Here is a 23,528-nt window from a genome sequence, read left to right on the forward strand (position 1 = left end):
TCTACCAGACCCAATCGGGAATTAAGTAGAAATCTAACTCGTTGCCGGCGAAGCATTTGCGCTGCAACGATTTTTTTTCTTTCCAAGCGAGCGCTGGGAAATGTAGCGAGTATGGACAGCGAGCTAAACTATAGTGTATCAATTTCCCAAAACACGTCGAAATACCATGTGTAACGATGTCCAAATCGATCTGGCCAGACGGTGAAGTCACCGCAGAACTATTAGTCAATATCAAGGATGGCGCGACTGACGCGGTAGACCATCTGATGGATCGCCACCGAGACTCGCTGCGGCGAATGATCCAGCTCCGACTCGACCAACGCTTGAATCAACGCATGGACGTGAGCGACGTGATTCAGGATGTTCTCATCGAGGCGAATCGGAGGCTGCGCGAGTATCTGTCCAATCCCGTGATGCCATTTCACCTTTGGATTCGCCAGATTGCAAAGGATCGCATCATCGATGCCCATCGACGGCATCGGGTTTCAGCCAAACGGAGCGTGGATCGAGAGCAACCTCAACCAGGTAAAGGCCCTCCGGATCAATCGACGATCGAGCTGGCCAACCAGTTTCGAGACGGTTCGTTGACCCCCGCTGCTGCTGCCACGCAAAAAGAACTTGCCCAACAGGTCGAAGCCGCCGTTCATCTGCTGAAGGAAAAAGATCGCGAAATCATCCTGATGAGACACTATGAGCAACTCGATAACCAAGAAATCGCTCAAGTGCTCGGTTTGACCGAACCGGCGGCCAGCATGCGTTACTTGAGGGCGCTCAAACGTTTGCGAGGAATCATGGAGACCTTGCCTCCTTTGCAAGGCTATTTGCCGGAGTAGCCGCCTGATGTCCCAGTTTTACTCCGCGAGCGAGGAAGAAGACGATCTCGAGTCAGCAGAAATCGACGAACGCCTCGCCGTAATCGTCGCCGGCTTGGCAGACCGCCATCAGCTGGGGGACTCGATCGATATCGTCGAGGAATGCAAACGCTATCCGGAATTCGCTGAAGAGCTGCGATCCCTCTGGGGAACCATTGTCGTGACCGAAGCAGTCGGTGCTGTCGAGGCCGTCGCGATTCGATCCGGGAGCGACAAAGGTTCAGGCACTTGGCAATTACCACTCCCCTATCAGTTCGGAGACTTTGAGATTCGCGAGCTTCTCGGTCGAGGGGGTATGGGAATCGTCTATCGAGCTCAACAAATCAGTCTTGATCGAGAAGTTGCGATCAAGATGATTCTCAAAGATCAACTAGCAACCCAGCAAGATCGACAGCGTTTTTTTGCGGAGGCACGTGCAACGGCCAAGCTTGAGCATCCTGGAATCGTACCTGTCTATGACGTTGGAGAAATTGATGGTCGTCCTTACTTCGTCATGAAGCTTATCAAGGGTCGGACACTTTACGAATTAATTCAGGATGGCAACGTTACTCCCAGGATAGCTGCTCGCTATATGGAGCAGATCTGTCGCGCAGTCCAGTTCGCCCACGAACGCGGTATCGTGCATCGAGATATCAAGCCTTCGAACATTCTTATCGATGAAACCGGTCATGCGAGACTGACCGATTTCGGATTGGCCAAGGTAAGCGACTCGATGGACTCCCTGACCAAGACGGGAGTGGTGTTGGGGACTCCGACTTACATGAGCCCCGAACAAGCGAGTGGTCGCCTGGGCCCCATCGGTCCTGCCTCCGATGTATATTCGCTCGGATCGGTGCTTTACCATTCTATAACAGGACGACCACCATTCATTGGCAAGAACCCGGTCGATCTCGTTTTTAAGATCTTGGAGCAAGACCCACCCCTTCCCCGCGTTCTCGCTCCGCATGTGGATCGCGATTTGGAGATGATTGCAGTCCGAGCATTACAGAAGCCTCAGGATCTGAGGTATCGGTCTGCCGATGCGATGGGAGACGATTTGCTGGCCTATTTGAGAGACGAACCCATCTCGGCACGATCCGGTCAATTCGCTCAGATCATCGCTCGATACTTTCGCGAAACGCATCATGCTCCCGTCCTGGAGAACTGGGGTTTACTTTGGATGTGGCACTCTCTGGTGCTCATCTTAGTTTGCGTGCTGACGGAGATTCTCCAATGGAATGATGTCAACCGGTGGACTTATCCTTTGCTATGGACGGTCGGTTTAGGTGCCTGGGCAGGAGTCTTCTGGGCCTTGCGAAGAAGAATGGGGCCAGTAACTTTTGTCGAAAGGCAAATCGCACACGTTTGGGGAGCAAGCATGATCGCTATCGCTTCCCTCTTCCCTATCGAATGGGCTTTGAATTTGCGTCCGTTGCAACTCACTCCGTTGCTCGGGGTGATAAGCGGCATGATATTCCTAATCAAAGCTGGCATTCTAAGTGGTGTGTTTTATATCCAAGCCGTATGTCTCTTTGCGACCACGGGGCTGATGCTGGCCTACCCTTCTGTTGCCCATCTGATCTTTGGGGCCGTCGCAGCCACCTCGTTCTTCGTTCCAGGTTTGAAGTACTACAAACAGAGTTTAACCAACACCGATCCGTAGCGAGCCATCTTACCCCTGCTACGCTTCAAAACGCGAAACTCTTCAGTACAACAAAAATAGCAACCATCAGAATGGCAACCGCGAAAGTCTTTTGTAGCCCCTTGCCATGAAGCCGAACGGACAACGCAGTCCCGAGCAGCAGTCCAAAAATGCTACCAACCGTGAAGATAGTCGTAGCCTCGATCGGAATGGTTCTGCCTGACATCAAATGGCCAACCGTTCCCGATATGCTGATGATAGTAATGATAAACAGAGAGGTTCCTATAGCTCTTTGCATTCCCATCGATGCAAAGGAAACCAACGCTGGCACGATGATGAATCCACCACCCACGCCAAACATACCGGCCAAAATACCAGCTCCAAATCCGACTGCTCCTAAAAGCATCGCACAAGGTGAGGTTATCCTGAGCTTTCCATCCAAAGATCGTTTGCAAACTGGTCCGCTCTCCTCAACGGATCGATCAGGTCGTTGATATTCATGCGTGATCGAAGCCGTCCACATCTTGATGGCGATCACCAGCATCAGACCTGAGAAAAGAGCCATCAATAGCAACTCGGAGACTTGCCCTGCGATCAATGCTCCCAGCGGGGCTCCTAAGATTCCCGCCACTGCAAAGACGGTTCCTGTGGCAAACTCAACTTGCCCAGCTCTCGCTCTCTGCAAGAATCCTAACGCACCGGTGAAGCCAACGGTTATAAGAGAGACTCCGATAGCTTCGCGGGGGGGTAATCCAAGACCATAAACCAATAGTGGAACAGCAAAGATTGCTCCGCCACCCCCGGTCAGCCCTAAAGAGAGCCCAATGACACTACCAAACAATAACGTTAGGGTGGCGGCGAAAATCATGATCGATCCGATCTCACAAGGAGCTCTTAACTGGACAAGCTACAGGACTCACTATCCGCAGCCTCCGTGGGGAGCCCGGCACTCTTCCAGCCGTTGATCCCACCGGTCATATTGGTAACTTGAAAACCCGCTTTTTGAAGGACACTCGCGGCGATCGCGGACCGTCCACCACCTAAACACTGCGTGACAATTGGCTTGTTCTTATCAAAACGCTCGATTTCACGGGCTATTTTTCCTAAGAAGCAATGCGTTGCACCTGCGATTCGCTCTTCGCGATACTCGGTCGCCGCACGTACGTCCACCAACTGCACCGCCCCGTTTTCTATAGCCGGCTTTAGGCTAACGGGAGACTCAGATGGATAGCTTTCTGTCATAGCGATTTGTATCGCCGCATCATCCAAATCGTAGAACATGGTGACCCGATCAATGCCGATCGAACGCAAGCCTTGCAATGCCGACTCGAGCGCTGATTGCTTAACAAACAACGCGGCCGGTTGGTTGTAATCCACCAGAAAACCAGCCCATTGTACCAGCGATCCCAGCGGTAGGTTCAAAGCCCCTGGCACATGATTTGTCGCAAAGCTTGCAGAATCTCGAGTGTCGAGAAGTTGACCATGCTGTGCTGTCTGCTGGATACTCGAAGCAGGTGTTGGTTGTACTTTGGGCAAATTGCGTATGAGTTCAGGCCCCTCTTTGTTGACTCGCTTCATAACGGCAAAGTAGAACGGTGTTTCAGGTTGGTCGGACAGAATATAGTCGACGAACTCTTGCTCCGTGCGCGGTTTTAAGGCTGGATTGAATCGCTTTTCGTAGCCAACGGTTGACGACGGAATCGCCCCCAGTCCCTTACCGCAGGCGCTACCTGCTCCGTGAGCGGGCCAAACCTGCAAATGATCTGGCAAAGCCATAAACTTATCGACGGAATGATAAAGCTGGCGTGCTCCCGATTCCGCGCTGCCGACGACGCCTGCTGCGGTTTCCAGCAAATCGGGACGACCGATCGAGCCCACAAAGACGAAATCGCCTGTGAAGATCCCCATAGGTTCGTTCGCACCTCCCCCTTCGTCGGTAAGGACAAAGGAAATGCTTTCCGGGGTATGACCTGGAGTGTGCATCACCTCGAGCTTGATTCGCCCGACGCTGATAACATCTCCTTCCTTAAGAAGCTGGCTATCGTGCTTCGAAGCGAACTGATACTTCCAGTTTGAGTCCCCTTCGTCGGATAGATATAGCTTGGCTCCAAGCCGATCCGCTAGTTCCCGCGATCCCGACACAAAATCGGCGTGGATATGCGTCTCGGTGGCAGCCGTTATCTTTAATCCCTCGGCTTTTGCTGCTTCGATGTAAGGCTCTATATTGCGACCTGGATCGATGACGATAGCTTCCCCCGTTTTTTGGCAACCTACCATGTACGAAGCATGTGCTAGTTGTTTGTCATAAAAATATTTTAGTAACATTACTTGGGACTCCCTGTTTTTCGATATTTGGACAATATTGTATCTGAATTTACTGCAAGATCCCACCGGCTATTCGATACTAAATCATGAGCAGCAGGTAGGGGGTTGTGGGACTTGATTCGCGGGTGCATCGACTTGTTTATCTGGCTCAGCAACTTGGTTCCAGGGCATTCGTGCCAGCAGGACTCCCATGGCGCAGGTATTTGTTAATCCAGAAAAGGTTAATCCGGCGCCTACAGCTAAAGACAGCAAGAGCCAGTACTGATTCGACAGGAAGATGGCGAGCAAAACGCCGCTCATCACGAGTGTTCCCGCGATAATCTGGACTTGCCCCTGAAGCGGGATCCCCTTTTTGCCACGGGTTACTGCCATCCCCTCACGAATACAAGCCATGGTACCACCCTCGACGTTAACAACGTTGGAATAGCCCGCCTCCAGAAACTTTTGGCAAGCTTGTCCGCCGCGAGCACCCGAGCGACAAACGATGTACAGCGGTTGGCTCGAAGCTCCGTTGCGAGACGCCATGACTTCTTGTGGATTCAGACGATCCAGTGGGACATTTTTTGCGATGTTGATGTGAACCTCTCGGAACTCAACCGGAGTCCTCACATCAATCACTTGAAGCTTTTCTCCGTTGGCAATTAGCTTGTTCAGCTCTGTGGCTGTGATAGTTTGGCTCATTATTACGAACTCCCTTGTGGTTTACTGGAAAACGACTCCGGCAAGAATTCCCATCTAGCAGTCCAATTCTATGCCTCACTAGTACAGATCCCTGAAGACACGAATAGTTACAAGCACGTACAGGATTTTTTCGTTCCCCAACCTTCCCATTCGATTAACTTGGGAAATATAAAGAGTTACTTGGGCTCAGCAATCACCCTAGAAGATGGAAATTGTCCACGCACAAGCCAGTCGAAAATGGGAGAGGCCATCAGGGTTGTGATGACGGCCATGATCACCAGGACCGCAAACAACTCTTCGGAAATAATACCTCGCTGGAGCCCGATATTGATAATTATCAGCTCCATCAAGCCGCGTGCGTTCATGAGAGTTCCGATCCCCATGGCTTCCCGATTCGGCAAGCCCGTCGCCAGAGCCGCAAACCAGCATGCGATTCCTTTGCCTGCAATCGCAGCCAACAACACAAGCATACAATAACCCCACAGATCCAGGCTATTCAGCAACCCGATCTTCGTATTCAGCCCGGAATAGATAAAGAACAAAGGCAATAGCAATGCTACCGTTAGCGGCTGGATGCGTTGGATTAGCTGATTGGCCATAAAGGTACGTGGGATCGCAGCTCCCATAATGAATGCGCCAAACACCGCGTGGAGCCCAATCAGGTCCGTGAACCAAGCCCCCAGAGACATCAGCACAATCCCCACCACAACACCCGTTTCCGTCAATCGCTCACTCTCTAGCATGTACTGTTCCATCCGCGATAGGAGGGGACGAATACACAAGAGCACGACCGCAACGAATGCAACTCCACCCGCGATATTGACAATCGCTGCCGATGTATTCATATCAAAACTCGCTAATACAACAGCGAGCAAGCACCAGGCGGTCGCATCATCGATCGCCCCAGCTCCAATGGCAACGGTTCCCATCGTCGTGTCAGACAATCCCTTGAAGTGGATGATCCGGGCTAACATAGGAAAAGCCGTAATACACATCGAGGCACCGAGGAACAGCATCGCCTCAAACGTTGAGGTCCGCTCTGGGAACAAGTTCGTGTGGTTGTAGAAAAACCAACCCAATCCAGCTCCTAGCAAAAAAGGGGCGACCATCCCAGCCATTGAAACCGCGATCGAACACCGGAGATGATGACGGATGATGTCCATCCGAAACTCCATTCCCACGATGAACATGTAAAGTGCGAGCCCCAACTGCGAGGCAGGAAATAGGTAACTTTGGGTATCGCGAGTCGTCTGCGACCGATCCCAAGGGAAGACCCACTCTTGATACTCGGGCCAAAAATAGCCAAAAAACGAGGGCCCAAGCAGAACACCAGCAATCATTTCTGCTACTACTTGAGGTTGCCCAAAACGCTTCGCTACTAGCCCCACTATCCTACAAAAAGCGAGAATAATCGCGATCTGGGCGAAAAATTGAACCGCCAGATGAAGATTATCCATTCCGAAACCCCAGTGTAATCAATGCAAAAAGCCCTATAAATGCTCGTCGTGTATGGTAATCCTGCATCAAATACCTGTCCAGACAAATATTGTTGCGACAACAAACCTGCGTTCGTAGGGATACGTCTGGCCCGGCGGTCGAGCTAGCAGCCACCCTGAGCGGGAATCGAGCCCACTCCTACCGCTACAAGACTGTCGCCACAGAAAGGCTGCCGATACCATACATTCCCGTTAGACTTCGTAGAATCTAAGTCCCATAACCACGAAACCTTATTGGCCTGATGAAGTCATTTGCCATCGTTGCGAGCTTTCTCGCCAACCCATCTCGTCGGCGGAATCTAATGTCGCTGGGGAAATTGGTGCTCAGCTTTATCATTATGGTAATGATCTACACCGCCCTGTTTCACTATTTGATGCGATTGGAGGGGCAAGAGCATTCGTGGATTGCCGGTGTCTACTGGGTCATAGTTGTTATGTCCACCCTGGGCTTTGGGGACATTACGTTTCAATCCGACGTCGGCCGATTTTTCTCAATCGTGGTGCTTCTCTCGGGCTCCGTCTTTGTGTTGATGCTACTACCGTTCATGTTCATCCAGTTTTTTTACGTTCCTTGGCTGGATGCTCAGGCCTCGGCGCGTGCTCCGCGCGAGCTACCGAGCAAAACTTCCGGGCACGTTATCTTGACCGGCTTTGGATCCGTCGAGCAATCCTTGGTCCGCATGTTTCAACGTGCGTCCATCAGCTATACGATCCTGGTTAACGAACTGAACGAAGCCCTCTTGCTGCACGACGAAGGGTTTCGCGTCATGGTCGGGGAAGTCGATGATCCCACAACGTATAGCAAAGCCAGAGTCGAGCAAGCCGCGATGGTTGTTGCAACCCAGCGAGATACCACCAATACGAACATTGCCTTCACCGTCCGTGAAATCTCCGAAAAAGTATCGATCGTTTCGTTAGCATCCGCCGCAGCATCGGTCGATATTCTTGGCATGGCCGGATGCAATCATGTTTTGCAGCTTAGCGATATGCTCGGTCAGTCTTTCGCCCGGCGTGTTTTTGGCCAAGACGCGCGCAGTCTAGTGGTGGGTGAATTTGGTGATTTGCTAATTGCAGAAGCGTCTGCTGCCGGCACACCAATGGTAGGTCGAACGTTAAGTGAAATCCGTCTCACCGATCACGCCAAGGTCAGCGTCGTGGGAGTTTGGAATCGTGGCGAGTTTGCGATAGCTGGCCCTGAAACAAAAGTCGAAACGAGCACGATCATCCTGATGGCAGGTACGAGACAGGAGCTGGATGAGTACGATAGCTTGTTCTGCTTATACCGCCGACAAGAAGCATCGGCGATCATTCTGGGAGCAGGTCGAGTGGGACGAGCCACAGCCAAAGAACTCGGCGTCCTTGGCACCACCTACAAGATCGTCGATCGAAATCCGGACCGAATTCGCAATCCGGAGCATTACGTTCTAGGTGATGCGGCAGAACTCGAAGTCCTGGAGCGTGCTGGCCTCATGCAGAGCTCTTCTGTAGTCATCACAACGCACGATGATGACGTTAACGTTTATCTTGCCCTCTACTGTCGCCGCTTACGGCCCGATATCCAAATCTTGGCGCGTGCCAATCAAGACCGAAACGTATCGACCCTTCACCGTGCCGGTGCGGATTTTGTGATGTCATACGCTAGCACCGGTGCTAGTAGCATCTTCAACATCTTCCGGCGCGGCAGTTCCATACTTTTAGCCGAAGGGCTGGATGTATTCAGGGTCCCTGTCCCTTCCTCGTTGGCTGGAAAGACTTTGGCGCAATGCCAATTCCGACAACGCACCGGCTGTAACGTCGTTGCCATCGAATCGGAGGGGCACTTTAACGCCAAACTACTACCAAACTCGGTTTTGGAAAAAGGTGCCACGCTGGTCGTCGTCGGCGATGCCGAATCAGAAGCACGCTTTTTTGCTTCGATTGCAGAGTAGTGCTTAGGGCTATCCAATGACTAAGCCCGCGAAGTTTGGATTGCAGACCGCATATAGGACAGGCTCTCGGACAAAATCTTCTCGACGCCCGGTGAATAATCGAAAACCTCGACGCTAACCCAGCCTTTATAACCTATCTCATCTAAGGCTCGGAACAGCGGCACGTGATCGACCTCCCCCATACCAGGTCCTAACAGATTGGGATCGTTGGCATGATAGTGAATCAGAAGATCCGCATTTTCCCGAATCACGTCCTCAATTGGTTTCCCCTCGCTGCTCATGGCTTTCACGTCGAGATGCAAACGGACTTGTTCGCTATTAACCATTTGGATTAACTCACGAGCTTGGTGAGCATGATTCAAGAAGTTGCCTTCCTGAGGCCCCAGTGGCTCGACCGCAATGCGAACTCCTCGCTCCTCAAGTGCCGGCACGACTTGTTTCAAAACCTCGGTGGCATTCTTAGTGGCGTGTTCATGTCCCATTTCGGGTGGAAAGTTCCTTTGAAGCGGTGAACCAAGCACCATGACGCTTCCGCCGAGATCACTGCAGAGCTGCACCAAATCCCGAAGGTACACAGCGGTGCGATCACGAATTACCTTGTCATCGGTAGTCAGGTGATAGCCATTGGTTTTGGCTAGCAACCAGTGCAATCCTACAACCTCCAAGCCAAACCTTTCAGCAGTCTTACGGTAATGATCTCGGGCCGCAGATGTCACGGCATTCGCATCCACTCCGAGAGTAAACGGTGCAACTTCGATTCCTGTATATCCATGTTTGACCGCAGCCTCAAAGCCTTGTTCGATGGGCCAATCGCCAAATGTTTCGTTGCAGATCGCAAACTTCATTATGTTTTGTACGCTCCTAAGGGTGATTCGTTTGCTAAAATATAGGGCATGAGGTTGGGTAACGCGACCTCCCTTGCGGCACAGAGACATTTCATTTGTTCCAGAACCCCAAATCGCCCCCAATCGGAGGTAGGCTTGACATTCTCCATTTCGAGACGCACCACCCTTCGCGGTCTGGGAGTTGCGTTGAGTTTACCGCTTCTGAATGCCATGCGTCCCCTCAAGGCGGCCGATTCTCAGTTCAAGCCTTGGTCCCGTTCGCAGGTTGACCCAGCACCTCGCGCAATATTCTGCTATGTCCCTAACGGTGTAAACATTCACGAGTGGATTCCAGAAGCGACCGGCGGAGATTATTCCCTGTCCTCCACACTCAAAGTTCTCGAACCCTACCGATCTGAGTTCAGCGTCATTAGCGGCTTAGGACACCCGCACAGCGAGGGTGGTCACTCCGGTGCAGATACTTGGTTAACGGGAGCGGACCTTAAAGCAGTTCCTGGGAAAGACTATGCGAACACCATCTCTGCCGACCAAGTGATCGCGGAGCAGATTGGTAAAGAGACTCGTTTCTCGTCGCTACAATTGTCGGATCAATCAGGTACGGGATCAGCAGGTCACTCCCACACCCTCTCCTTTGATCGCGCCGGAACTCCTCTTCCGGCCGAGAATTCTCCTCAGAGATTGTTTCAGCGTCTGTTCGTACCTGATTCCGCCGAAGACAAGAAAGCTACCCTGCAACGATTCCACGAACGCCGCTCGATCCTGGACAGCGTTCTCGGCGAAGCCAATCGCTTGAGCAAAAGGATCGGTAAAGAGGATCGAGAAAAGCTCGACCAATATCTGACGAGCGTGCGGCAAACGGAATTGCGAATCGAGCGTATGGAAAGCTGGATTGATCGCCCCAAACCGTACGTTGATCGAAAGGATTTACAACTCTCATCGAAACCCGGCGACGGGCATGATCGACCGATGTGGTTGGATGTCATGCTGGAGCTGTCCTACTTGGCCTTTATCACCGATTCGACTAGGGTCATCAGTTTCGAATGGTCGCGTGAAGCAGGCGGCTTTGGAGGAGGTGGTGAGAATCACCACGAACTGTCTCATCACGGCGGAGATGCTGGCATGCTGGACAAGCTCGCCGCGATTGACCGATTCCACGTAAGCCGGCTCAAGCGATTTCTCGAGTTTTTGGCCACGACAGGCGAGGGAGAGGGATCGGTTCTGGATCATACCGTGATTGTGTTTGGCTCCGGTATGAACAGCGGAAAAGGAGGAGAGCATTCTCCCAAGAATCTGCCGTTGCTTGTGGCTGGTGGCAAACGCCTGGGAATTCGTCATAATCAGCATTTGGGATTCGATCCCGAGCGGCACCCACCCTTTTCCAACGTGCTCCTGACGATTATCCAGAAAATGGGAGTTGCTGAATCATCGTTCAGCGATTCCACTGGAACACTGACCGGGCTCACTTGACCCGGTTGAGAGCATCCTCGGATCCTTAGTTACTTTTACACGATAAGACTCAGGCATTAACTCCAAATGATTCGCGAAAACCACGGACTATTGGTCGTAGTGTCCCAAGGCCAGAGCCGAAGCCCCGAGAAACGAGAGCTCGAGGACGGAATCGCCAGCATGGCTGCTGCCTTGCCCAGCACGATATCCATCGTCGTGCCGCACCTGTACGACTTGTCGCAAGACAGCGAGAGTCTCAAGCGGATGCGAGAGTGGAAAGGTCCGATGGTTCTGCTGACATGGCTTTTCGACCGAGCCGCGTTCTGGGTCTTGGATCGCATGGATGTGCGTGGCCAATTCGGACCCGTTGAGCTTAAGAATCCTGACACATTGCTCGAAGATGAGAACGAAGACGGTGACTCAGAGGGGGATGACGACGAAAAGGCTTCGGATCGCGTCGCCAATATCTACGCTCGACCGGACCGCAGTATCTACTCGATCGACCTTCGTTCCAGCTCATCCCTTGCAGATTACGAAGCGGAGTTTCGCAGAATTCTTGAGCTGGAAGATCTGCAAAGGGATTCGGAGCGAGTCACTCTATCGCTGGATCGGTTTTTGAATCCAACGAATACTACCGCACTGTCGGCCAGTTTAGCAGGCGCCCTAGAGCAACCAGTCGCTCACGATGCTCCACTCGGGATCGTTCCCATAAGAATCGACGAGCATCCCACGCGACGGTGGTACCCCGTGATCGACTACAGTCGCTGCACCAATTGCATGGAGTGCATCGACTTCTGCTTGTTCGGAGTTTATGGGGTCGACAGAGCGGAAACGATCTTGGTAGAGCAGCCTGACAATTGTCGCAAAGGTTGTCCGGCTTGTTCTCGCGTATGCCCTGAGAACGCCATTATTTTCCCTCAGCACAAAACACCTGCCATCGCAGGTGCTCCCGTAGAAGCGGGTGGTGCCTTTAAGATCGACTTGTCCAAACTATTCGGTGCACCGGAGAGGAACGAGGATCCCGCTGCCGCCGCTGCTCGCGAAAGAGATGAACAGTTAATCTTAGCAGGACGGTCCGCCGTCGGACAGGCAACCTCGGCTTCTCTGGCCACGTCAACTCCGGCGACTGCAAATGCTACGAATGCATCTAAAGAACCTAAGGCCAAAGATGCGCTCGACAATTTGATAGACCAATTGGATGACCTCGATCTATAAACCTCTCCAAGTCTTCCCTCCCTATGTCTTCCCTCTCCAGCCAATCCCTCTCCGTCAATTCATTCTCCATGCGGCCCACGTTTCAAGTGGTCCTGCCGGTGGCGAAGCAAGAGCTTCAACAACGTATTCAAGAGCGACTCATCTCGGAGACTTGGAACTGGGAAAGCTACACGTTTGACGGGTATTTCGAGATGCATGTCCCAACCAAAGAGCTGCGATGCTGGTCACCGCATCTTTCGATTAGCATGGACGACATGCAGGGTGAAACTCGGATCCACGGACGTTTTGCACCTCGCCAACAGGTCTGGACGTTGGTTTGGGTTCTTTACCTGGCTTTTGTTTTCACCGCCCTTTTTTCTTTGCTATTTGCCTTGTCATCCATGCATGCCAAGGATAACGAGTGGCGTTGGATTTGGGTCTTCTGCCCCGCATCGATTGCAGGAATCATCCTGCTGTATCTCGTTAGTTTTATAGGCCAGAGCTGGAGCTCCGATCAGATCCAATCCCTGCAAACCCAATGGGATCGATTGATAGATCTGGCAACCAGACAGGCAGCGGAATCAAAGGAATCGTAGCCAATCAACGTAGCCAGCCAACATTCTCAGCACGCTACAAGATTCCATTCTGCTGAGCCAACCAAACTAGCAACCCTTTTTGCAGGTGCATGCGATTGCCTGCTTGCGGGAAGATAATACTAACGGCAGAGTCCATGGCACCGTCGGTGATCTCCATGCCACGGCGGGCAGGTAGACAATGCAGAATCTTGCAGTGCGACGGAGCCAGCTTCAGCAGTTGCTCGTTGACCTGGTAAGGACGCAGATCGGAGTTTCGTTTCTCCGCTTCAGCTTCTTGTCCCATACTAGTCCACACATCGGTGTACAAGAAATCAGCACTTCGAAGCATGGAAGCAGTATCGGAGCTTTGTTCAAAATCGACCCAGCCAGCATGTTTCTTGACTCGGTCGATCAGATCGGGTTGGAACTGGTATCCCTCGGGAGCCGCCAAACGAAACTTAACTCTCCCCATAGAGCAAGCGGCGAAAAGCGAGCGAGCCACGTTATTCCCATCCCCCACGAACGTGAGCTGCTTGCCCTCAACGGTGCCTGTCACCTCTTTCATGGTCATGAAGTCGGCCAACGCTTGGCAAGGATGAGATTCATCCGTGAGACCGTTGATGATCGGTACGACGTTGTACGAAGCGAGTTCGTTTATGGTGCCTTGCGAAATGGCGCGACACACGACGAAATCACAGTACTCGGCTAGAACTCGAATGAAGTCACCAATCGACTCTCGCTGTCGCCATCCTACATCGCCGGTTAAGAAGAGTGCCGAACCTCCGAGCTGTGCCATCCCGGCTTCGAAGCTAACCCGAGTTCTGAGGCTGGCTTTCTCAAAGATGAGAGCCGTGGTCCGGTTCTTGAGCAAATCGGGGCGTTCCCCCGCCAAGTACTTCTGCTTGATGGAGGCAGCCAAATCTAGGATGCCGTGAAACTCGTCAATGTTGAGGTCTAGAAGAGATCTTAGGTGTTTCATTTCTCATTCAGTTCTGTGTGATTCTGGTTGAGGGAGCATTACGAGCGGGAACGATCTCGGTTCCCACTCCTGCCGTTGTGTAAATTTCTAAAAGCAACGAATGGCGCAGTTGACCATCGATGATGTGAACTTTGCCAACACCTCGATTGAGGGTTGCCAAGCAAGCCTCCACTTTGGGAATCATCCCTCCAGCGATCACGCCTTCATCGATGAGCTGCCTCGCTTCTTGTGCGGTCAATGAATGCAGTACGCTGTCGGGATCATTCTTGTCTTTGCGAACTCCGTTAACGTCGCTAATGAATATCAGTTTCTCTGCACCGAGAGCCTCGGCAACCGCCATTGCAGCGGTATCCGCATTGACATTGTATTTTTGGCCATTGTCGTCGATGCACATCGAGGGGATCACGGGAATTTGCTCGGTATACGTAAGGGACTCAATCGTTTGCCGATCGACCTTGGTTACGTGTCCTACGAAGCCCAAATCCAATGGTGCGCCATCGTCATCGAGAGAGAGCTTTTCCCCGAACAATACGTTGGTCGTTCGGAAATTGAGGTTCATGGCTCGTCCACCGAGTCGCTCGATCTCGTCGGCGATGTACTCGTTGGTTTCGTAGCCGAGAACTCGCTCGACAATCTCGAGCGTCTTCGCATCGGTGTAGCGACGCCCTTTGATCCAGACAGGTTCGATCGCCGCCGCCTCCATCGCCTTGTTAATCGACGGACCACCACCATGGACGACGACGGGCCTCATTCCCACGGTTTCCATAAAGATGATGTCGAGCAACGTATGTCGCATGGCATCGGGATTGTTCATCAACGAACCACCCAGTTTTATGACCGTCGTCTTTCCACGAAATCGGCGGATCCACCCCATGGCTTCGATCAGCGTATCTGCCTTGGCAATTGCTTCGAGTGGGGCCTTCATGTTGAATCCTACAAATCCGCAGAAAACGAGTTAATAAAACTAATAAAGCCGTCGCATTAGGAGTCGATACGACGGCGGGAAATAACGTGTTTCGGCGAGGTAGGGGCGGTCATCTTAGACCGTTCAAAAAATGCCGAAAAAACCGACTAGTCTAACAAAATTGCGTGATTGGTCAACTTGGTGCACCTTATCCGTTCTGGTCACAGTCACGGATTCCTACAAAATGGGCTTCGAGGCATTGATTCCCAAAGCACAGAATCCCGCTACGAAGAAACTGATCGCACAAACGAGAAACACAGCCGCGTAGTTGCCATTGCTCCCCAGGGTAGATGCGAGCAACAAGGGGATTAGTTTTGCATGCAACGCTGCCCCGAAGTTCCCCCACATGTTTCCCCAGCCAAAAATTGAACCTGTATTACGGCCCCCGATATCCTGCATGATCGCCCACAACGACGGATTTCCCACATCGGTCATCAATGAGACGACCGCACAGCAAACTACGACCAACCAAAGCGATCCTCCACCTATGCACATCAGATACGCCAAGCCCGCCACGAAGCTTGTAGAGGTCACAGGTAAAATTCGTCCTAGTCTCAGTCCAAATCGTCGTACACTCCAGTCCGTCAATCGGCCACCTGCAAACTGCCCAATCATTCCCATGGCGAGAATCACAGAAACCATCAGCGCACCTCTCTGTTCGGGAACTTGATGAGCTTCCTTCAGGTAAGTTGGGAGCCATGTCACCAGAAACGCCCACCCCATGTTGATGCAAAACTGAACAATCGCGTTGAGCCAAAGACTGGGACTCTGACAACACTTTATCGTTGCGGTACCAATCTCCTTAAGCATGGGACGGGTATCATCGATTGGCTCTCCAATCAACTCCCGCTCAGAAGGGTTGCAATCTGGATGCTCGCTAGGCCTGTCTCTTACGATCCAAAAGTAAGCAGCGGCAACTGCAAGTCCGACTATCGCATACACCCATAAGGTGACCCGCCAACCACCTATGTGAAGGATCAGAAACATGGTCAGAAAGGGAGCCACTGCACCTCCCAACCGTCCGCCAATCGAGATAAACGAACTCGCCTGTCCCCTTTGCCCTAGTGGAAACCAGCGTCTCACAATCGAACTGCTCGTGGGGTAAGCCCCCGCCTGAGCTAAGCCGAAACCGAGCCTCGCCCACAATATGCCGGTCAAGCTAAACACGGAACCAGAAATACCTGCCAACAACGACCAAAGCAGAATGTAACCCGTTAACGCACGCCGCGCTCCTAAACGATCTCCAATCCATCCGGCCGGAATTTGCAGCAGAGCATAAGTAAAAAAGAAAACTCCCATGATACTACCGATCTGCTGCTTCGATATCCGTGCAAATCCAGCACTTCCTGTCGATTCCACTCGTTCAAGCAATCCCAACGCCTCGCTTTGCGTTAGTCCGTCCGCAATCGTCATCGGTGCACGGATTTGTTCGGAATCTACCCTGATGAACTGCGACAATGATCCCGCATCGCCAATGCTAGACAGCTCCACAGAAAAACGGGTGGAGGGAGCTGCGAGCAACGCTGAGTCCTGTAGAAACGACTCCGATTTGACTATTTCGGGCATCGAGTTGCGAGTCAAATACAGCGAGAATGCCATCAAGACACTGACCAGGATAATCCGAAACCTTACTTGTGTGGCAGGCACCGAATCCGAAGTGGTGCCGATAACGGTATCCCGATCTTTGGTCATCGATTCGTACTCTCTGGAACGAGCGATGCGAACCATGATTCGCATCGCTAACTCCGAAGCTTGGAAATGACCAAGCAAAAAAGGTAGGTTAATTGGGGATGGCCAAGCTCCTGTTGATCGCGGCCACCAAAGCCTGCAACGATGCTTTCGTGATCGATTTGTGTTGCCCAACTCCGAACAGTTCCTGGCCATGTGGTGTTCTGACTAGTATATAGGCAGCCGCCATCGAATCGCTACCAGACTCCATGGCATGTTCATGATAATCGAGGATATCGCAAGAGAGCCCGTGCGAATCCCTCATCGCATGAATGAAGGCATCCAGAGGACCAAAGCCCTGCCCCTCGACGTCCCCCTTCTTCTCTCCATAGGAAACCGAGAAACGATACCGCTCTTGATCTTCGTCCAGGCACTCGATGGGAGTAAAGCTCGCTAATTGCAGCGTGCACGGTGGATTAACGTACGTGCTCAGGAATTTGTCAGCTACCTCGCGGGCAGCGATCTCTCGCCCTGTTTCGTCAGTGATTTTCTGAATAACTTGACTAAACGCAATTTGGAGCCTCCGTGGCAGCTGAAAGCCAAGCTCGCTCTCAACGAGGAACGAAACGCCACCTTTACCAGATTGAGAATTGACCCGAATTACAGGATCGTATTGCCGCCCAATATCTGCCGGATCGATTGTAAGGTAAGGAACCTCGAACTGCTCTTGTTTGGTTTCTTGCATCGCCGCATAGCCTTTCTTGATCGCGTCTTGGTGGGATCCAGAAAATGCTGTGAAGACCAGATCGCCGGCATACGGCATGCGCTCGGGGACTTTCAGTTCGGTGCAGAATTCTGCAACGCGACGTATCTCTTTCAAGTTCGAGAAGTTCAGCTTGGGATCGACCCCTTGGGTGTACATGTTGAGCGCCATGGTCACGATGTCGAGATTGCCTGTGCGCTCTCCATTTCCAAACAACGTACCTTCAATGCGGTCTGCACCAGCCATCAGCCCCAACTCGGACGCTGCGATTCCTGTACCTCGATCATTGTGCGTGTGCAGAGAGATGAGCGTCGACTGCCTCGGTTTGAACTTGCGGCAGAAGAGTTCGATTTGATCGGCGTAAACATTCGGAGTCGCGAGCTCTACCGTGGAAGGCAGATTGATGATGGTTTTATTGCTCGGGGTTGGCCGCCAAACATTGCAGACCGCTTCGCATATCTCCACGGCATAATCGATCTCCGTGCCGGTGAAACTCTCGGGCGAATACTGGTAACGAACCGATCCAGGGGGACATGCAGCCGCCAAAGAACGAATGCACTCGGCACCCTCGATCGCCAAATGAATGATCTCTTCGCGAGTCGCTTTGAACACGACCCGTCGCTGAAGCGTGGACGTTGAATTGTACAAGTGAACGATAGCCGATTTCGCTCCCTCAATGGCTTGGAACGTCCTCTCGATCAACGGGCGGCGAGCTTGCACGAGAACTTGGATCGTGACATCATCGGGGATCAAGTTGCGTTCGATTAGCTCCCTGACAAAGGTAAAGTCGGTTTCGGATGCGGCGGGGAAGCCCACCTCGATCTCCTTGAAGCCAATCTTGACGAGAGTTTGGAATAGCTCGTGCTTTTTGGCCGGGCTCATCGGGTTGATCAAGGCTTGATTGCCATCTCTGAGGTCGACCGAGCACCAGATAGGGGCCTCGCTGATAACGCGATTCGGCCACATGCGATCGGGAAGATGGATTGGGGGAAAGGGTACGTACTTTGCCATTCTGAAATCTACCTAGGTCAATAAAAAAACCCTGAGTCTCGACTAACGAGCTTCAGGGTTTGGTGTGTTAAAGGAATAAAAAAATCCAGCAACCCCGGCTCGCTTTAGACGAGTCGAAGCAGTAGAGCGGTAAGGTTTTGCAAGCTGGAATTCTTCATAGTCACTAGACTAGCTCGCAAATTCTGGTTCGTCAACGGAGATCAGCTATAGTTCGGTGTTGGTGGTCGATATTGATCCAAATCGATCGATTTGAACCACCGGATCGTTCGCTCCAGCCCATCTCGCAAGGCAATATTCGGCTCCCAATTCAATTGTTTTTTGGCAAGCGTAATGTCTGGTTGCCGCCGGGAGGGATCGTCCGGCGGTAAAGGTCGCTTCTCCAAGCTGACTTTGGCCCCGGTCAGTTCCACGACTAGCTCCGCAAGCTCCCGAATCGTAAACTCCCCTGGGTTGCCTATATTCACAGGCCCAATCAACCCATTTTCATTGTTCATCAGCCGAAAGATGCCTTCGACCAAATCATCTCGATAGCAAAAAGACCGCGTCTGCTGACCTTCGCCGAAAATGGTAATCGGCTGCCCCTGAATCGCCTGACGTATAAAGTTCGAGACGACCCGGCCATCATAAGGGTGCATGCGTGGCCCATAAGTATTGAAAATTCGAACGATGCGAATATCAACCTTGTTCATACGGTGATAATCCATGAACAACGTCTCAGCCACCCGTTTCCCTTCGTCGTAACAAGAACGAATTCCAATCGTGTTTACATTGCCCCAGTAGGATTCTGGTTGCGGGTGTACGAGAGGATCACCATAGATTTCACTAGTGCTAGCTAATAGGATTCGGGCACCGCATCGTTTTGCCATCCCGAGCATGTTGATGGAACCCATGACCGACGTTTTGATCGTTTTGATGGGGTTGAACTGGTAATGGCCGGGAGCTGCCGGGCACGCCATGTGGTAGATCTGATCCACCTCGAGGAAAATCGGCAGGGTAACGTCGTGGCGGATGAGCTCAAAGTTGGGGCGACCGAGCAAATGCACGACATTTGACTTTTGAGACGTGAAGAAGTTATCGAGGCAGATAACATCGTGCCCCTCCTCCACTAGTTTCTCACACATGTAAGATCCCAGAAAACCAGCTCCTCCCGAGACGAGGATCCGTTTTACCGCTGCCATTGGCTGTCTCCAAAGCTCCACCCGTTTAGGGGGAATTGCGAATGAAATTTGCTTCTACACGCCGTAGCCCTACAATGGTGTCGGAAATTCCGGTTATGTTCAAACCGGAGCGTACCCCACAGCGTATACTCATGGATTCTAAGGATTATGCAGCTTGGAAGCGATTGCAGTTTGCTGCCAAAGTTTGCTGAACATAACTCCACTTTCTGTCCCATCTCTTGGAGAGTTTTTGATGAAGGTTCTGAAGCTAAGTTTGATGTCCGCCATCCTAATGTCTGGTGGATTTGCTATCGCTGGCGATGAAGGCCAGTGCGATGCCAAGTGTGCTACCGAGTGCAAGGCCTGCCCGGTAACCGAGGGAATGGCAAAGTTGCCACAACTCGTCTACAAAGTCGGTGATGAGCAAGCTTGCTGCGAAAACTCTGCCAAGTCGATGGCAAAGAGCACCGGCAAGCCCGTGAGCTATGTTGTTGGCAAGGAGTCGTTTGAGTGCCCAACAGCTGCTTTTACTAGCTTGGTCGAACAAACTGAGAAGTTTGTAGCCGCCTACGCAACTCCGAAGACTTGTGATGTTTCCGGCAAGACCACCGTTGCAGGCGAAGCACTGACCTGTCCAGTCGCTGCTGGCGAAGTTGCGACCAAAGTCAAAAAGGCCATGGAAGCCGTTGCCGTCTCCTACAAAGTAGGTGATAAGACCTCGACGTGCTCGGTAGAAGCCAAGACATTGGCGGAGTCGACCAAGGCCAAGACGATCTACGTCGTGGACAAAGAAGAAACCGAATGCGAGATGACCGCTCGTCTCAACGTCGCGCGAGCCAAGTACAAGGCAGCTTTGATGGCGATGGCTCCCGTGGCTGCTACCACACCAGCCAAGTAGCAATAACGCTGCCTTAGCCAAGATCTATTGATTCTGCAAGGTGGAATCAATCTCGGCCCTATCCACAAGCACCGCAGCCTCACCGCTGCGGTGTTTTCGTTTTCAGGCTCAGAAATCCTGATCTAGGCGGCAACTGAGTAATAGTCAATCCGAGCCTCCTTTCAACAGAACAAAGATTCCGCAGGCTTGCCCTGCGGAGTGTCAAGTTTCTCGCTAAATTGATGATTCGCCCAGCCTTCTCGCTCATCCAGGTTCGGCGGCGAAGCCGCCGAACCTGGATGAGCGAGGAATTGAGTTACCGCCGCCTATTTAGCAAGAAACGTAACTATCCCCACGGCAAGCGTGGGGCATTTCCACAAAATGGGCCAATTGGCTGGTCAACCAGCTAAACTAGCCTACCGACATTGCCCGTGATACAACTACGTTTCCCCAAGACACTTACAGGACCTGATAAAAACTATGAGCGATTGGTTAGAAGAAGGAACAAAAGCCCCCGCATTCACTGCCTTAGCTGACGACGGCAAAAAGGTAAAGCTATCCGATTTCAAAGGAAAGCCGGTGGTCCTCTACTTCTATCCCAAGGATGATACGCCTGGCTGCACCAAGGAAGCGTGTGCGTTTCGGGATCGCAGCGAAGAACTCAAGGCCTTGGATGCGGTCGTCTTGGGCGTGAGCTGTGATGATGTAAAGTCTCATGGAAAGTTTCGTGACAAGTATCAACTCAACTTCCCTTTGCTCTTTGACGAAGAGCACAAGATTGCTGAACTCTATGGAGCTTGGCGAGAAAAGAACATGTACGGCAAGAAGAGCATGGGCATTCAACGAAGCACGTATCTGATCGACAACCAAGGCAAAGTTGCCAAGGTCTGGAAGCGCGTCAGCGTGGACGGTCACGACGAACAAGTCCTCGAGGCGCTCAAGGCCTTAAACGCTTAATTAAGCACGCCTACATGTTTCGAATCTTGATCAAAAAGTATGTGCACGAGTCGTTTCTTCTTTGGGGCGCGTGCGCAGTGATTCTTTTCGCGTTCCCGTGGGTTCGAATCTGGACGGTTAGCCAGTTCGAACTAAGCAGCTTTGCCTCGTTGCTTGAGCAGTTCAAAGCCTTCGAAAAATTTTCACCAGTACCATTGGAGCAATTTCTCACCTACCAAGGTATGGTGGGATTCACCTTTGATGAACCCGTGTTGTTACTTTGCGTTCTGGTTTGGTGCATTGCACGCGGTTCCGACGTGGTAAGCGGAGAATTAAATCGGGGGACGATGGAACTGCTGTTGGCTCAACCCGTTAGCAGGAGCAAAGTGTTTGCTGCACACGCGGCGGTAACGATTACAGGCTTAGCGTTACTGTGCACTCTGTTTTACCTGGGGTTATGCTTGGGAATTCAAACCAATTCTACCCCAGTCTCGAAGGGAGGCTTCTGGAGTTTGCCATGGATTGGTTTGCAGATCGACAACCCACTTGTCAAGAAGACCACGGAGCTCGTACCCCTTCGACAGTTTGTGAATCCCAGTCTTTATATTTTGCCGACGATTAATCTCTTCTCGCTTGGTTTTGCCGTTTTAGGTTTAAGTGTATTTTTCAGTGCGCGCGATCAATACCGTTGGAGGACGATTGGAACGGTGATTGGTATTTACGTGCTCCAGTTGCTTTTGTTTATTCTGTCCAAGTCGACGGCCCAGACCCATTTCTTGACCCCGTTCACATTTTTGGCAGCATACCAACCGGACTGGATAGTACAGCGAGTATCTAACCATCCTGAGACCGCTTGGCATTGGTTTGGACCTGGGGACTCTAGTCGGTCGGGAGCCGACTTTCTCATGAGTCGATGCGAGCCATTGGCGTTCATAACGATCTTGTTAGTCATGGGGCTAAGCTGTTATCTATTGGCCTGGAACAAATTCCGAACCAGAGATCTCCCCGCCCCCAACTAGTTGCTACCGATATTACATCCCTACGGGACGAACCGGATTGAATGCCCCGTAGGGGCAAAATGTCGGTAGGAAAAACAAACACCGCGCCATCCACCACGCCCCGTAGGGGCATAATGTCGGTAGGAGAAAGCAAACATCGCGCCATCCGCCACGCCCCGTTAGGAGCAAAATGTCGGTAGGAGAAAGCAAACATCGCGCCATCCGCCACGCCCCGTTAGGGGCAAAATGTCGGTAGGAGAAAGCAAACATCGCGCCATCCGCCACGCCCCGTTAGGGGCAAAATGTCGGTAGGAGAAAGCAAACATCGCGCCATCCGCCACGCCCCGTTAGGGGCAAAATGTCGGTAGGAGAAAGCAAACATCGCGCCATCCGCCACGCCCCGTTAGGGGCAAAATGTCGGTAGGGGGCTCGGTTAATGGACATCCCCTTGATCGTACTCGATCGGAACGAACGAATATCGTTCTTCGAACGGGACCTCAAATTTCCGAAGTAAATTATGGTATTCGTTGATGAACGAGACCTTGCGATGGTGTTCCTTTTGGTTTTCGATGTATTTCACCACGCTCGGCACTTGAGAGCGACTGTAGGAAAAGGCGCCAAATCCCTCCTGCCATTTGAAGTGAGCTCGGATCCAGCCTTTTCTGTTAATCCATTGGGAGGAATCCCCTTTGATCGCTTGCATCAGATCGGACAACGATTGCGATGGTCGCATCCCAAAGAAGCAATGGACATGATCTGGCATCCCATTGATACAGATCATTTTGTGGCCATGGTTTTGTACGATGCCGGTGATGTATTTATAGAGTTCTTCTTGCCACGAATCGCGGATCAAGCATGCACGTTCTTGGACGGTAAACACAGCATGAATATGGATTTGGGTGAATGTGTTAGCCATGGATTCCCTCGGGGAGTGGATAAGGTAGGATGGTTAATCATTCCATTGTATCGATATCCGTGGACGAGGCGTCAGACATTGCGTCCCTACGGGACGCGAAAGGGCGGAGGAGGGGACATTAGTGCTACCGATATTGCGTCCCTACGGGACGAAAACAAAGATGCGACGCTTGCTGGCTAACGACATTGCGTCCTACGGGACGAACCGGTTTGGATGCCCCGTGGGGGCAAGATTTCGGCATGAGGGGGCGATCTGAGGAATGCAGAGGGTGATCGT

At 52.0% G+C, this 23,528-nt stretch carries 20 protein-coding genes; 9 read left to right on the top strand and 11 right to left on the bottom strand.

Annotated features, from left to right (window positions below; genetic code table 11):
• Nucleotides 1-176: 176 nt before the first annotated feature.
• Both SH449x_RS09070 and SH449x_RS09075 read left to right on the top strand, forming a co-directional pair.
• On the top strand, nt 177-833 hold the full coding sequence (locus SH449x_RS09070) for a sigma-70 family RNA polymerase sigma factor (RefSeq protein WP_482381015.1): 657 nt from the start codon (nt 177-179) through the stop codon (nt 831-833).
• 7 nt (nt 834-840) lie between these two features.
• Nucleotides 841-2,514, top strand: a complete 1,674-nt coding sequence (locus SH449x_RS09075; RefSeq protein ID WP_482381016.1) for a serine/threonine-protein kinase — start codon at nt 841-843, stop codon at nt 2,512-2,514.
• A 25-nt stretch (nt 2,515-2,539) separates the two neighbouring features.
• Here the strand turns inward: SH449x_RS09075 and SH449x_RS09080 are convergent, their stop codons facing one another.
• From SH449x_RS09080 to SH449x_RS09095, 4 genes are all read right to left on the bottom strand, one after another.
• A complete protein-coding gene (locus SH449x_RS09080; RefSeq protein WP_482381017.1) occupies nt 2,540-3,361 on the bottom strand; it encodes a sulfite exporter TauE/SafE family protein in 822 nt (273 codons plus the stop codon).
• Nucleotides 3,362-3,387: 26 nt separating this feature from the next.
• Nucleotides 3,388-4,818 (bottom strand): rhodanese-like domain-containing protein, encoded by a 1,431-nt coding sequence (locus SH449x_RS09085; protein WP_482381018.1) that lies wholly within the window; start codon nt 4,816-4,818, stop codon nt 3,388-3,390.
• 84 nt (nt 4,819-4,902) lie between these two features.
• Nucleotides 4,903-5,499: a rhodanese-like domain-containing protein gene (locus SH449x_RS09090; protein WP_482381019.1), complete on the bottom strand. Its 597-nt coding sequence runs from the start codon at nt 5,497-5,499 to the stop codon at nt 4,903-4,905.
• A gap of 176 nt (nt 5,500-5,675) precedes the next feature.
• Nucleotides 5,676-6,956, bottom strand: coding sequence for a cation:proton antiporter (locus SH449x_RS09095; protein ID WP_482381020.1), 1,281 nt, complete (start codon nt 6,954-6,956; stop codon nt 5,676-5,678).
• 281 nt (nt 6,957-7,237) lie between these two features.
• Between SH449x_RS09095 and SH449x_RS09100 the strand changes: the two genes are divergently transcribed.
• Complete coding sequence (locus tag SH449x_RS09100; protein WP_482381021.1) at nt 7,238-8,923, top strand: potassium channel family protein; 1,686 nt, start codon at nt 7,238-7,240, stop codon at nt 8,921-8,923.
• A gap of 20 nt (nt 8,924-8,943) precedes the next feature.
• Here SH449x_RS09100 and SH449x_RS09105 read toward each other — a convergent pair whose 3' ends face one another.
• Nucleotides 8,944-9,768 (bottom strand): sugar phosphate isomerase/epimerase family protein, encoded by an 825-nt coding sequence (locus tag SH449x_RS09105; protein WP_482381022.1) that lies wholly within the window; start codon nt 9,766-9,768, stop codon nt 8,944-8,946.
• 135 nt (nt 9,769-9,903) lie between these two features.
• Here SH449x_RS09105 and SH449x_RS09110 point away from each other — a divergent pair, with 135 nt between their 5' ends.
• From SH449x_RS09110 to SH449x_RS09120, 3 genes are all read left to right on the top strand, one after another.
• The gene (locus tag SH449x_RS09110) at nt 9,904-11,235 is read left to right on the top strand and encodes a DUF1552 domain-containing protein (RefSeq protein ID WP_482381023.1); all 1,332 of its coding nucleotides are present in this window, start codon (nt 9,904-9,906) and stop codon (nt 11,233-11,235) included.
• 66 nt (nt 11,236-11,301) lie between these two features.
• On the top strand, nt 11,302-12,429 hold the full coding sequence (locus SH449x_RS09115; RefSeq protein WP_482381024.1) for a ferredoxin family protein: 1,128 nt from the start codon (nt 11,302-11,304) through the stop codon (nt 12,427-12,429).
• A gap of 68 nt (nt 12,430-12,497) precedes the next feature.
• Nucleotides 12,498-13,004: a hypothetical protein gene (locus tag SH449x_RS09120; protein WP_482381025.1), complete on the top strand. Its 507-nt coding sequence runs from the start codon at nt 12,498-12,500 to the stop codon at nt 13,002-13,004.
• A 34-nt stretch (nt 13,005-13,038) separates the two neighbouring features.
• Here the strand turns inward: SH449x_RS09120 and argF are convergent, their stop codons facing one another.
• The 5 genes from argF to SH449x_RS09145 form a co-directional block, all read right to left on the bottom strand.
• Nucleotides 13,039-13,962 carry an ornithine carbamoyltransferase gene (gene argF / locus SH449x_RS09125; protein ID WP_482381026.1) on the bottom strand — a complete coding sequence of 308 codons (924 nt, stop codon included), beginning with the start codon at nt 13,960-13,962 and terminating at the stop codon, nt 13,039-13,041.
• Nucleotides 13,963-13,969: 7 nt separating this feature from the next.
• Nucleotides 13,970-14,887, bottom strand: coding sequence for an acetylglutamate kinase (gene argB / locus SH449x_RS09130; protein ID WP_482381027.1), 918 nt, complete (start codon nt 14,885-14,887; stop codon nt 13,970-13,972).
• A gap of 216 nt (nt 14,888-15,103) precedes the next feature.
• Complete coding sequence (locus SH449x_RS09135; protein ID WP_482381028.1) at nt 15,104-16,663, bottom strand: MFS transporter; 1,560 nt, start codon at nt 16,661-16,663, stop codon at nt 15,104-15,106.
• Nucleotides 16,664-16,706: 43 nt separating this feature from the next.
• Entirely contained in the window at nt 16,707-18,368 is a 1,662-nt protein-coding gene (gene leuA / locus SH449x_RS09140) for a 2-isopropylmalate synthase (RefSeq protein WP_482381029.1), read from the bottom strand.
• Nucleotides 18,369-18,568: 200 nt separating this feature from the next.
• Nucleotides 18,569-19,546 (bottom strand): UDP-glucuronic acid decarboxylase family protein, encoded by a 978-nt coding sequence (locus SH449x_RS09145; protein WP_482381030.1) that lies wholly within the window; start codon nt 19,544-19,546, stop codon nt 18,569-18,571.
• Nucleotides 19,547-19,778: 232 nt separating this feature from the next.
• Between SH449x_RS09145 and SH449x_RS09150 the strand changes: the two genes are divergently transcribed.
• From SH449x_RS09150 to SH449x_RS09160, 3 genes are all read left to right on the top strand, one after another.
• Nucleotides 19,779-20,423 (top strand): hypothetical protein, encoded by a 645-nt coding sequence (locus SH449x_RS09150; RefSeq protein WP_482381031.1) that lies wholly within the window; start codon nt 19,779-19,781, stop codon nt 20,421-20,423.
• A gap of 459 nt (nt 20,424-20,882) precedes the next feature.
• Complete coding sequence (gene bcp, locus SH449x_RS09155; protein ID WP_482381032.1) at nt 20,883-21,359, top strand: thioredoxin-dependent thiol peroxidase; 477 nt, start codon at nt 20,883-20,885, stop codon at nt 21,357-21,359.
• Nucleotides 21,360-21,373: 14 nt separating this feature from the next.
• The gene (locus SH449x_RS09160) at nt 21,374-22,357 is read left to right on the top strand and encodes an ABC transporter permease subunit (RefSeq protein ID WP_482381033.1); all 984 of its coding nucleotides are present in this window, start codon (nt 21,374-21,376) and stop codon (nt 22,355-22,357) included.
• A gap of 412 nt (nt 22,358-22,769) precedes the next feature.
• On the opposite strand, the gene tnpA is transcribed toward SH449x_RS09160, so the two are convergent.
• Nucleotides 22,770-23,252, bottom strand: a complete 483-nt coding sequence (gene tnpA / locus SH449x_RS09165; protein ID WP_482381034.1) for an IS200/IS605 family transposase — start codon at nt 23,250-23,252, stop codon at nt 22,770-22,772.
• Nucleotides 23,253-23,528: the final 276 nt, after the last annotated feature.

The sequence above is a fragment of the Brakhagea baltica genome (assembly GCF_052161605.1).
Taxonomy (GTDB): domain Bacteria; phylum Planctomycetota; class Planctomycetia; order Pirellulales; family Pirellulaceae; genus JBKCUI01.

Excerpts from the sequence above, each read along its gene's own strand:
- SH449x_RS09070 (WP_482381015.1), top strand. The coding sequence starts at position 177 with ATGTCCAAATCGATCTGGCCAGACGGTGAAGTCACCGCAGAACTATTA.
- SH449x_RS09075 (WP_482381016.1), top strand. The coding sequence starts at position 841 with ATGTCCCAGTTTTACTCCGCGAGCGAGGAAGAAGACGATCTCGAGTCA.
- SH449x_RS09080 (WP_482381017.1), bottom strand. The coding sequence starts at position 3,361 with ATGATTTTCGCCGCCACCCTAACGTTATTGTTTGGTAGTGTCATTGGG.
- SH449x_RS09085 (WP_482381018.1), bottom strand. The coding sequence starts at position 4,818 with ATGTTACTAAAATATTTTTATGACAAACAACTAGCACATGCTTCGTAC.
- SH449x_RS09090 (WP_482381019.1), bottom strand. The coding sequence starts at position 5,499 with ATGAGCCAAACTATCACAGCCACAGAGCTGAACAAGCTAATTGCCAAC.
- SH449x_RS09095 (WP_482381020.1), bottom strand. The coding sequence starts at position 6,956 with ATGGATAATCTTCATCTGGCGGTTCAATTTTTCGCCCAGATCGCGATT.
- SH449x_RS09100 (WP_482381021.1), top strand. The coding sequence starts at position 7,238 with ATGAAGTCATTTGCCATCGTTGCGAGCTTTCTCGCCAACCCATCTCGT.
- SH449x_RS09105 (WP_482381022.1), bottom strand. The coding sequence starts at position 9,768 with ATGAAGTTTGCGATCTGCAACGAAACATTTGGCGATTGGCCCATCGAA.
- SH449x_RS09115 (WP_482381024.1), top strand. The coding sequence starts at position 11,302 with ATGATTCGCGAAAACCACGGACTATTGGTCGTAGTGTCCCAAGGCCAG.
- SH449x_RS09120 (WP_482381025.1), top strand. The coding sequence starts at position 12,498 with ATGCGGCCCACGTTTCAAGTGGTCCTGCCGGTGGCGAAGCAAGAGCTT.
- argF (WP_482381026.1), bottom strand. The coding sequence starts at position 13,962 with ATGAAACACCTAAGATCTCTTCTAGACCTCAACATTGACGAGTTTCAC.
- argB (WP_482381027.1), bottom strand. The coding sequence starts at position 14,887 with ATGAAGGCCCCACTCGAAGCAATTGCCAAGGCAGATACGCTGATCGAA.
- SH449x_RS09135 (WP_482381028.1), bottom strand. The coding sequence starts at position 16,663 with ATGCGAATCATGGTTCGCATCGCTCGTTCCAGAGAGTACGAATCGATG.
- leuA (WP_482381029.1), bottom strand. The coding sequence starts at position 18,368 with ATGGCAAAGTACGTACCCTTTCCCCCAATCCATCTTCCCGATCGCATG.
- SH449x_RS09145 (WP_482381030.1), bottom strand. The coding sequence starts at position 19,546 with ATGGCAGCGGTAAAACGGATCCTCGTCTCGGGAGGAGCTGGTTTTCTG.
- SH449x_RS09150 (WP_482381031.1), top strand. The coding sequence starts at position 19,779 with ATGAAGGTTCTGAAGCTAAGTTTGATGTCCGCCATCCTAATGTCTGGT.
- bcp (WP_482381032.1), top strand. The coding sequence starts at position 20,883 with ATGAGCGATTGGTTAGAAGAAGGAACAAAAGCCCCCGCATTCACTGCC.
- SH449x_RS09160 (WP_482381033.1), top strand. The coding sequence starts at position 21,374 with ATGTTTCGAATCTTGATCAAAAAGTATGTGCACGAGTCGTTTCTTCTT.
- tnpA (WP_482381034.1), bottom strand. The coding sequence starts at position 23,252 with ATGGCTAACACATTCACCCAAATCCATATTCATGCTGTGTTTACCGTC.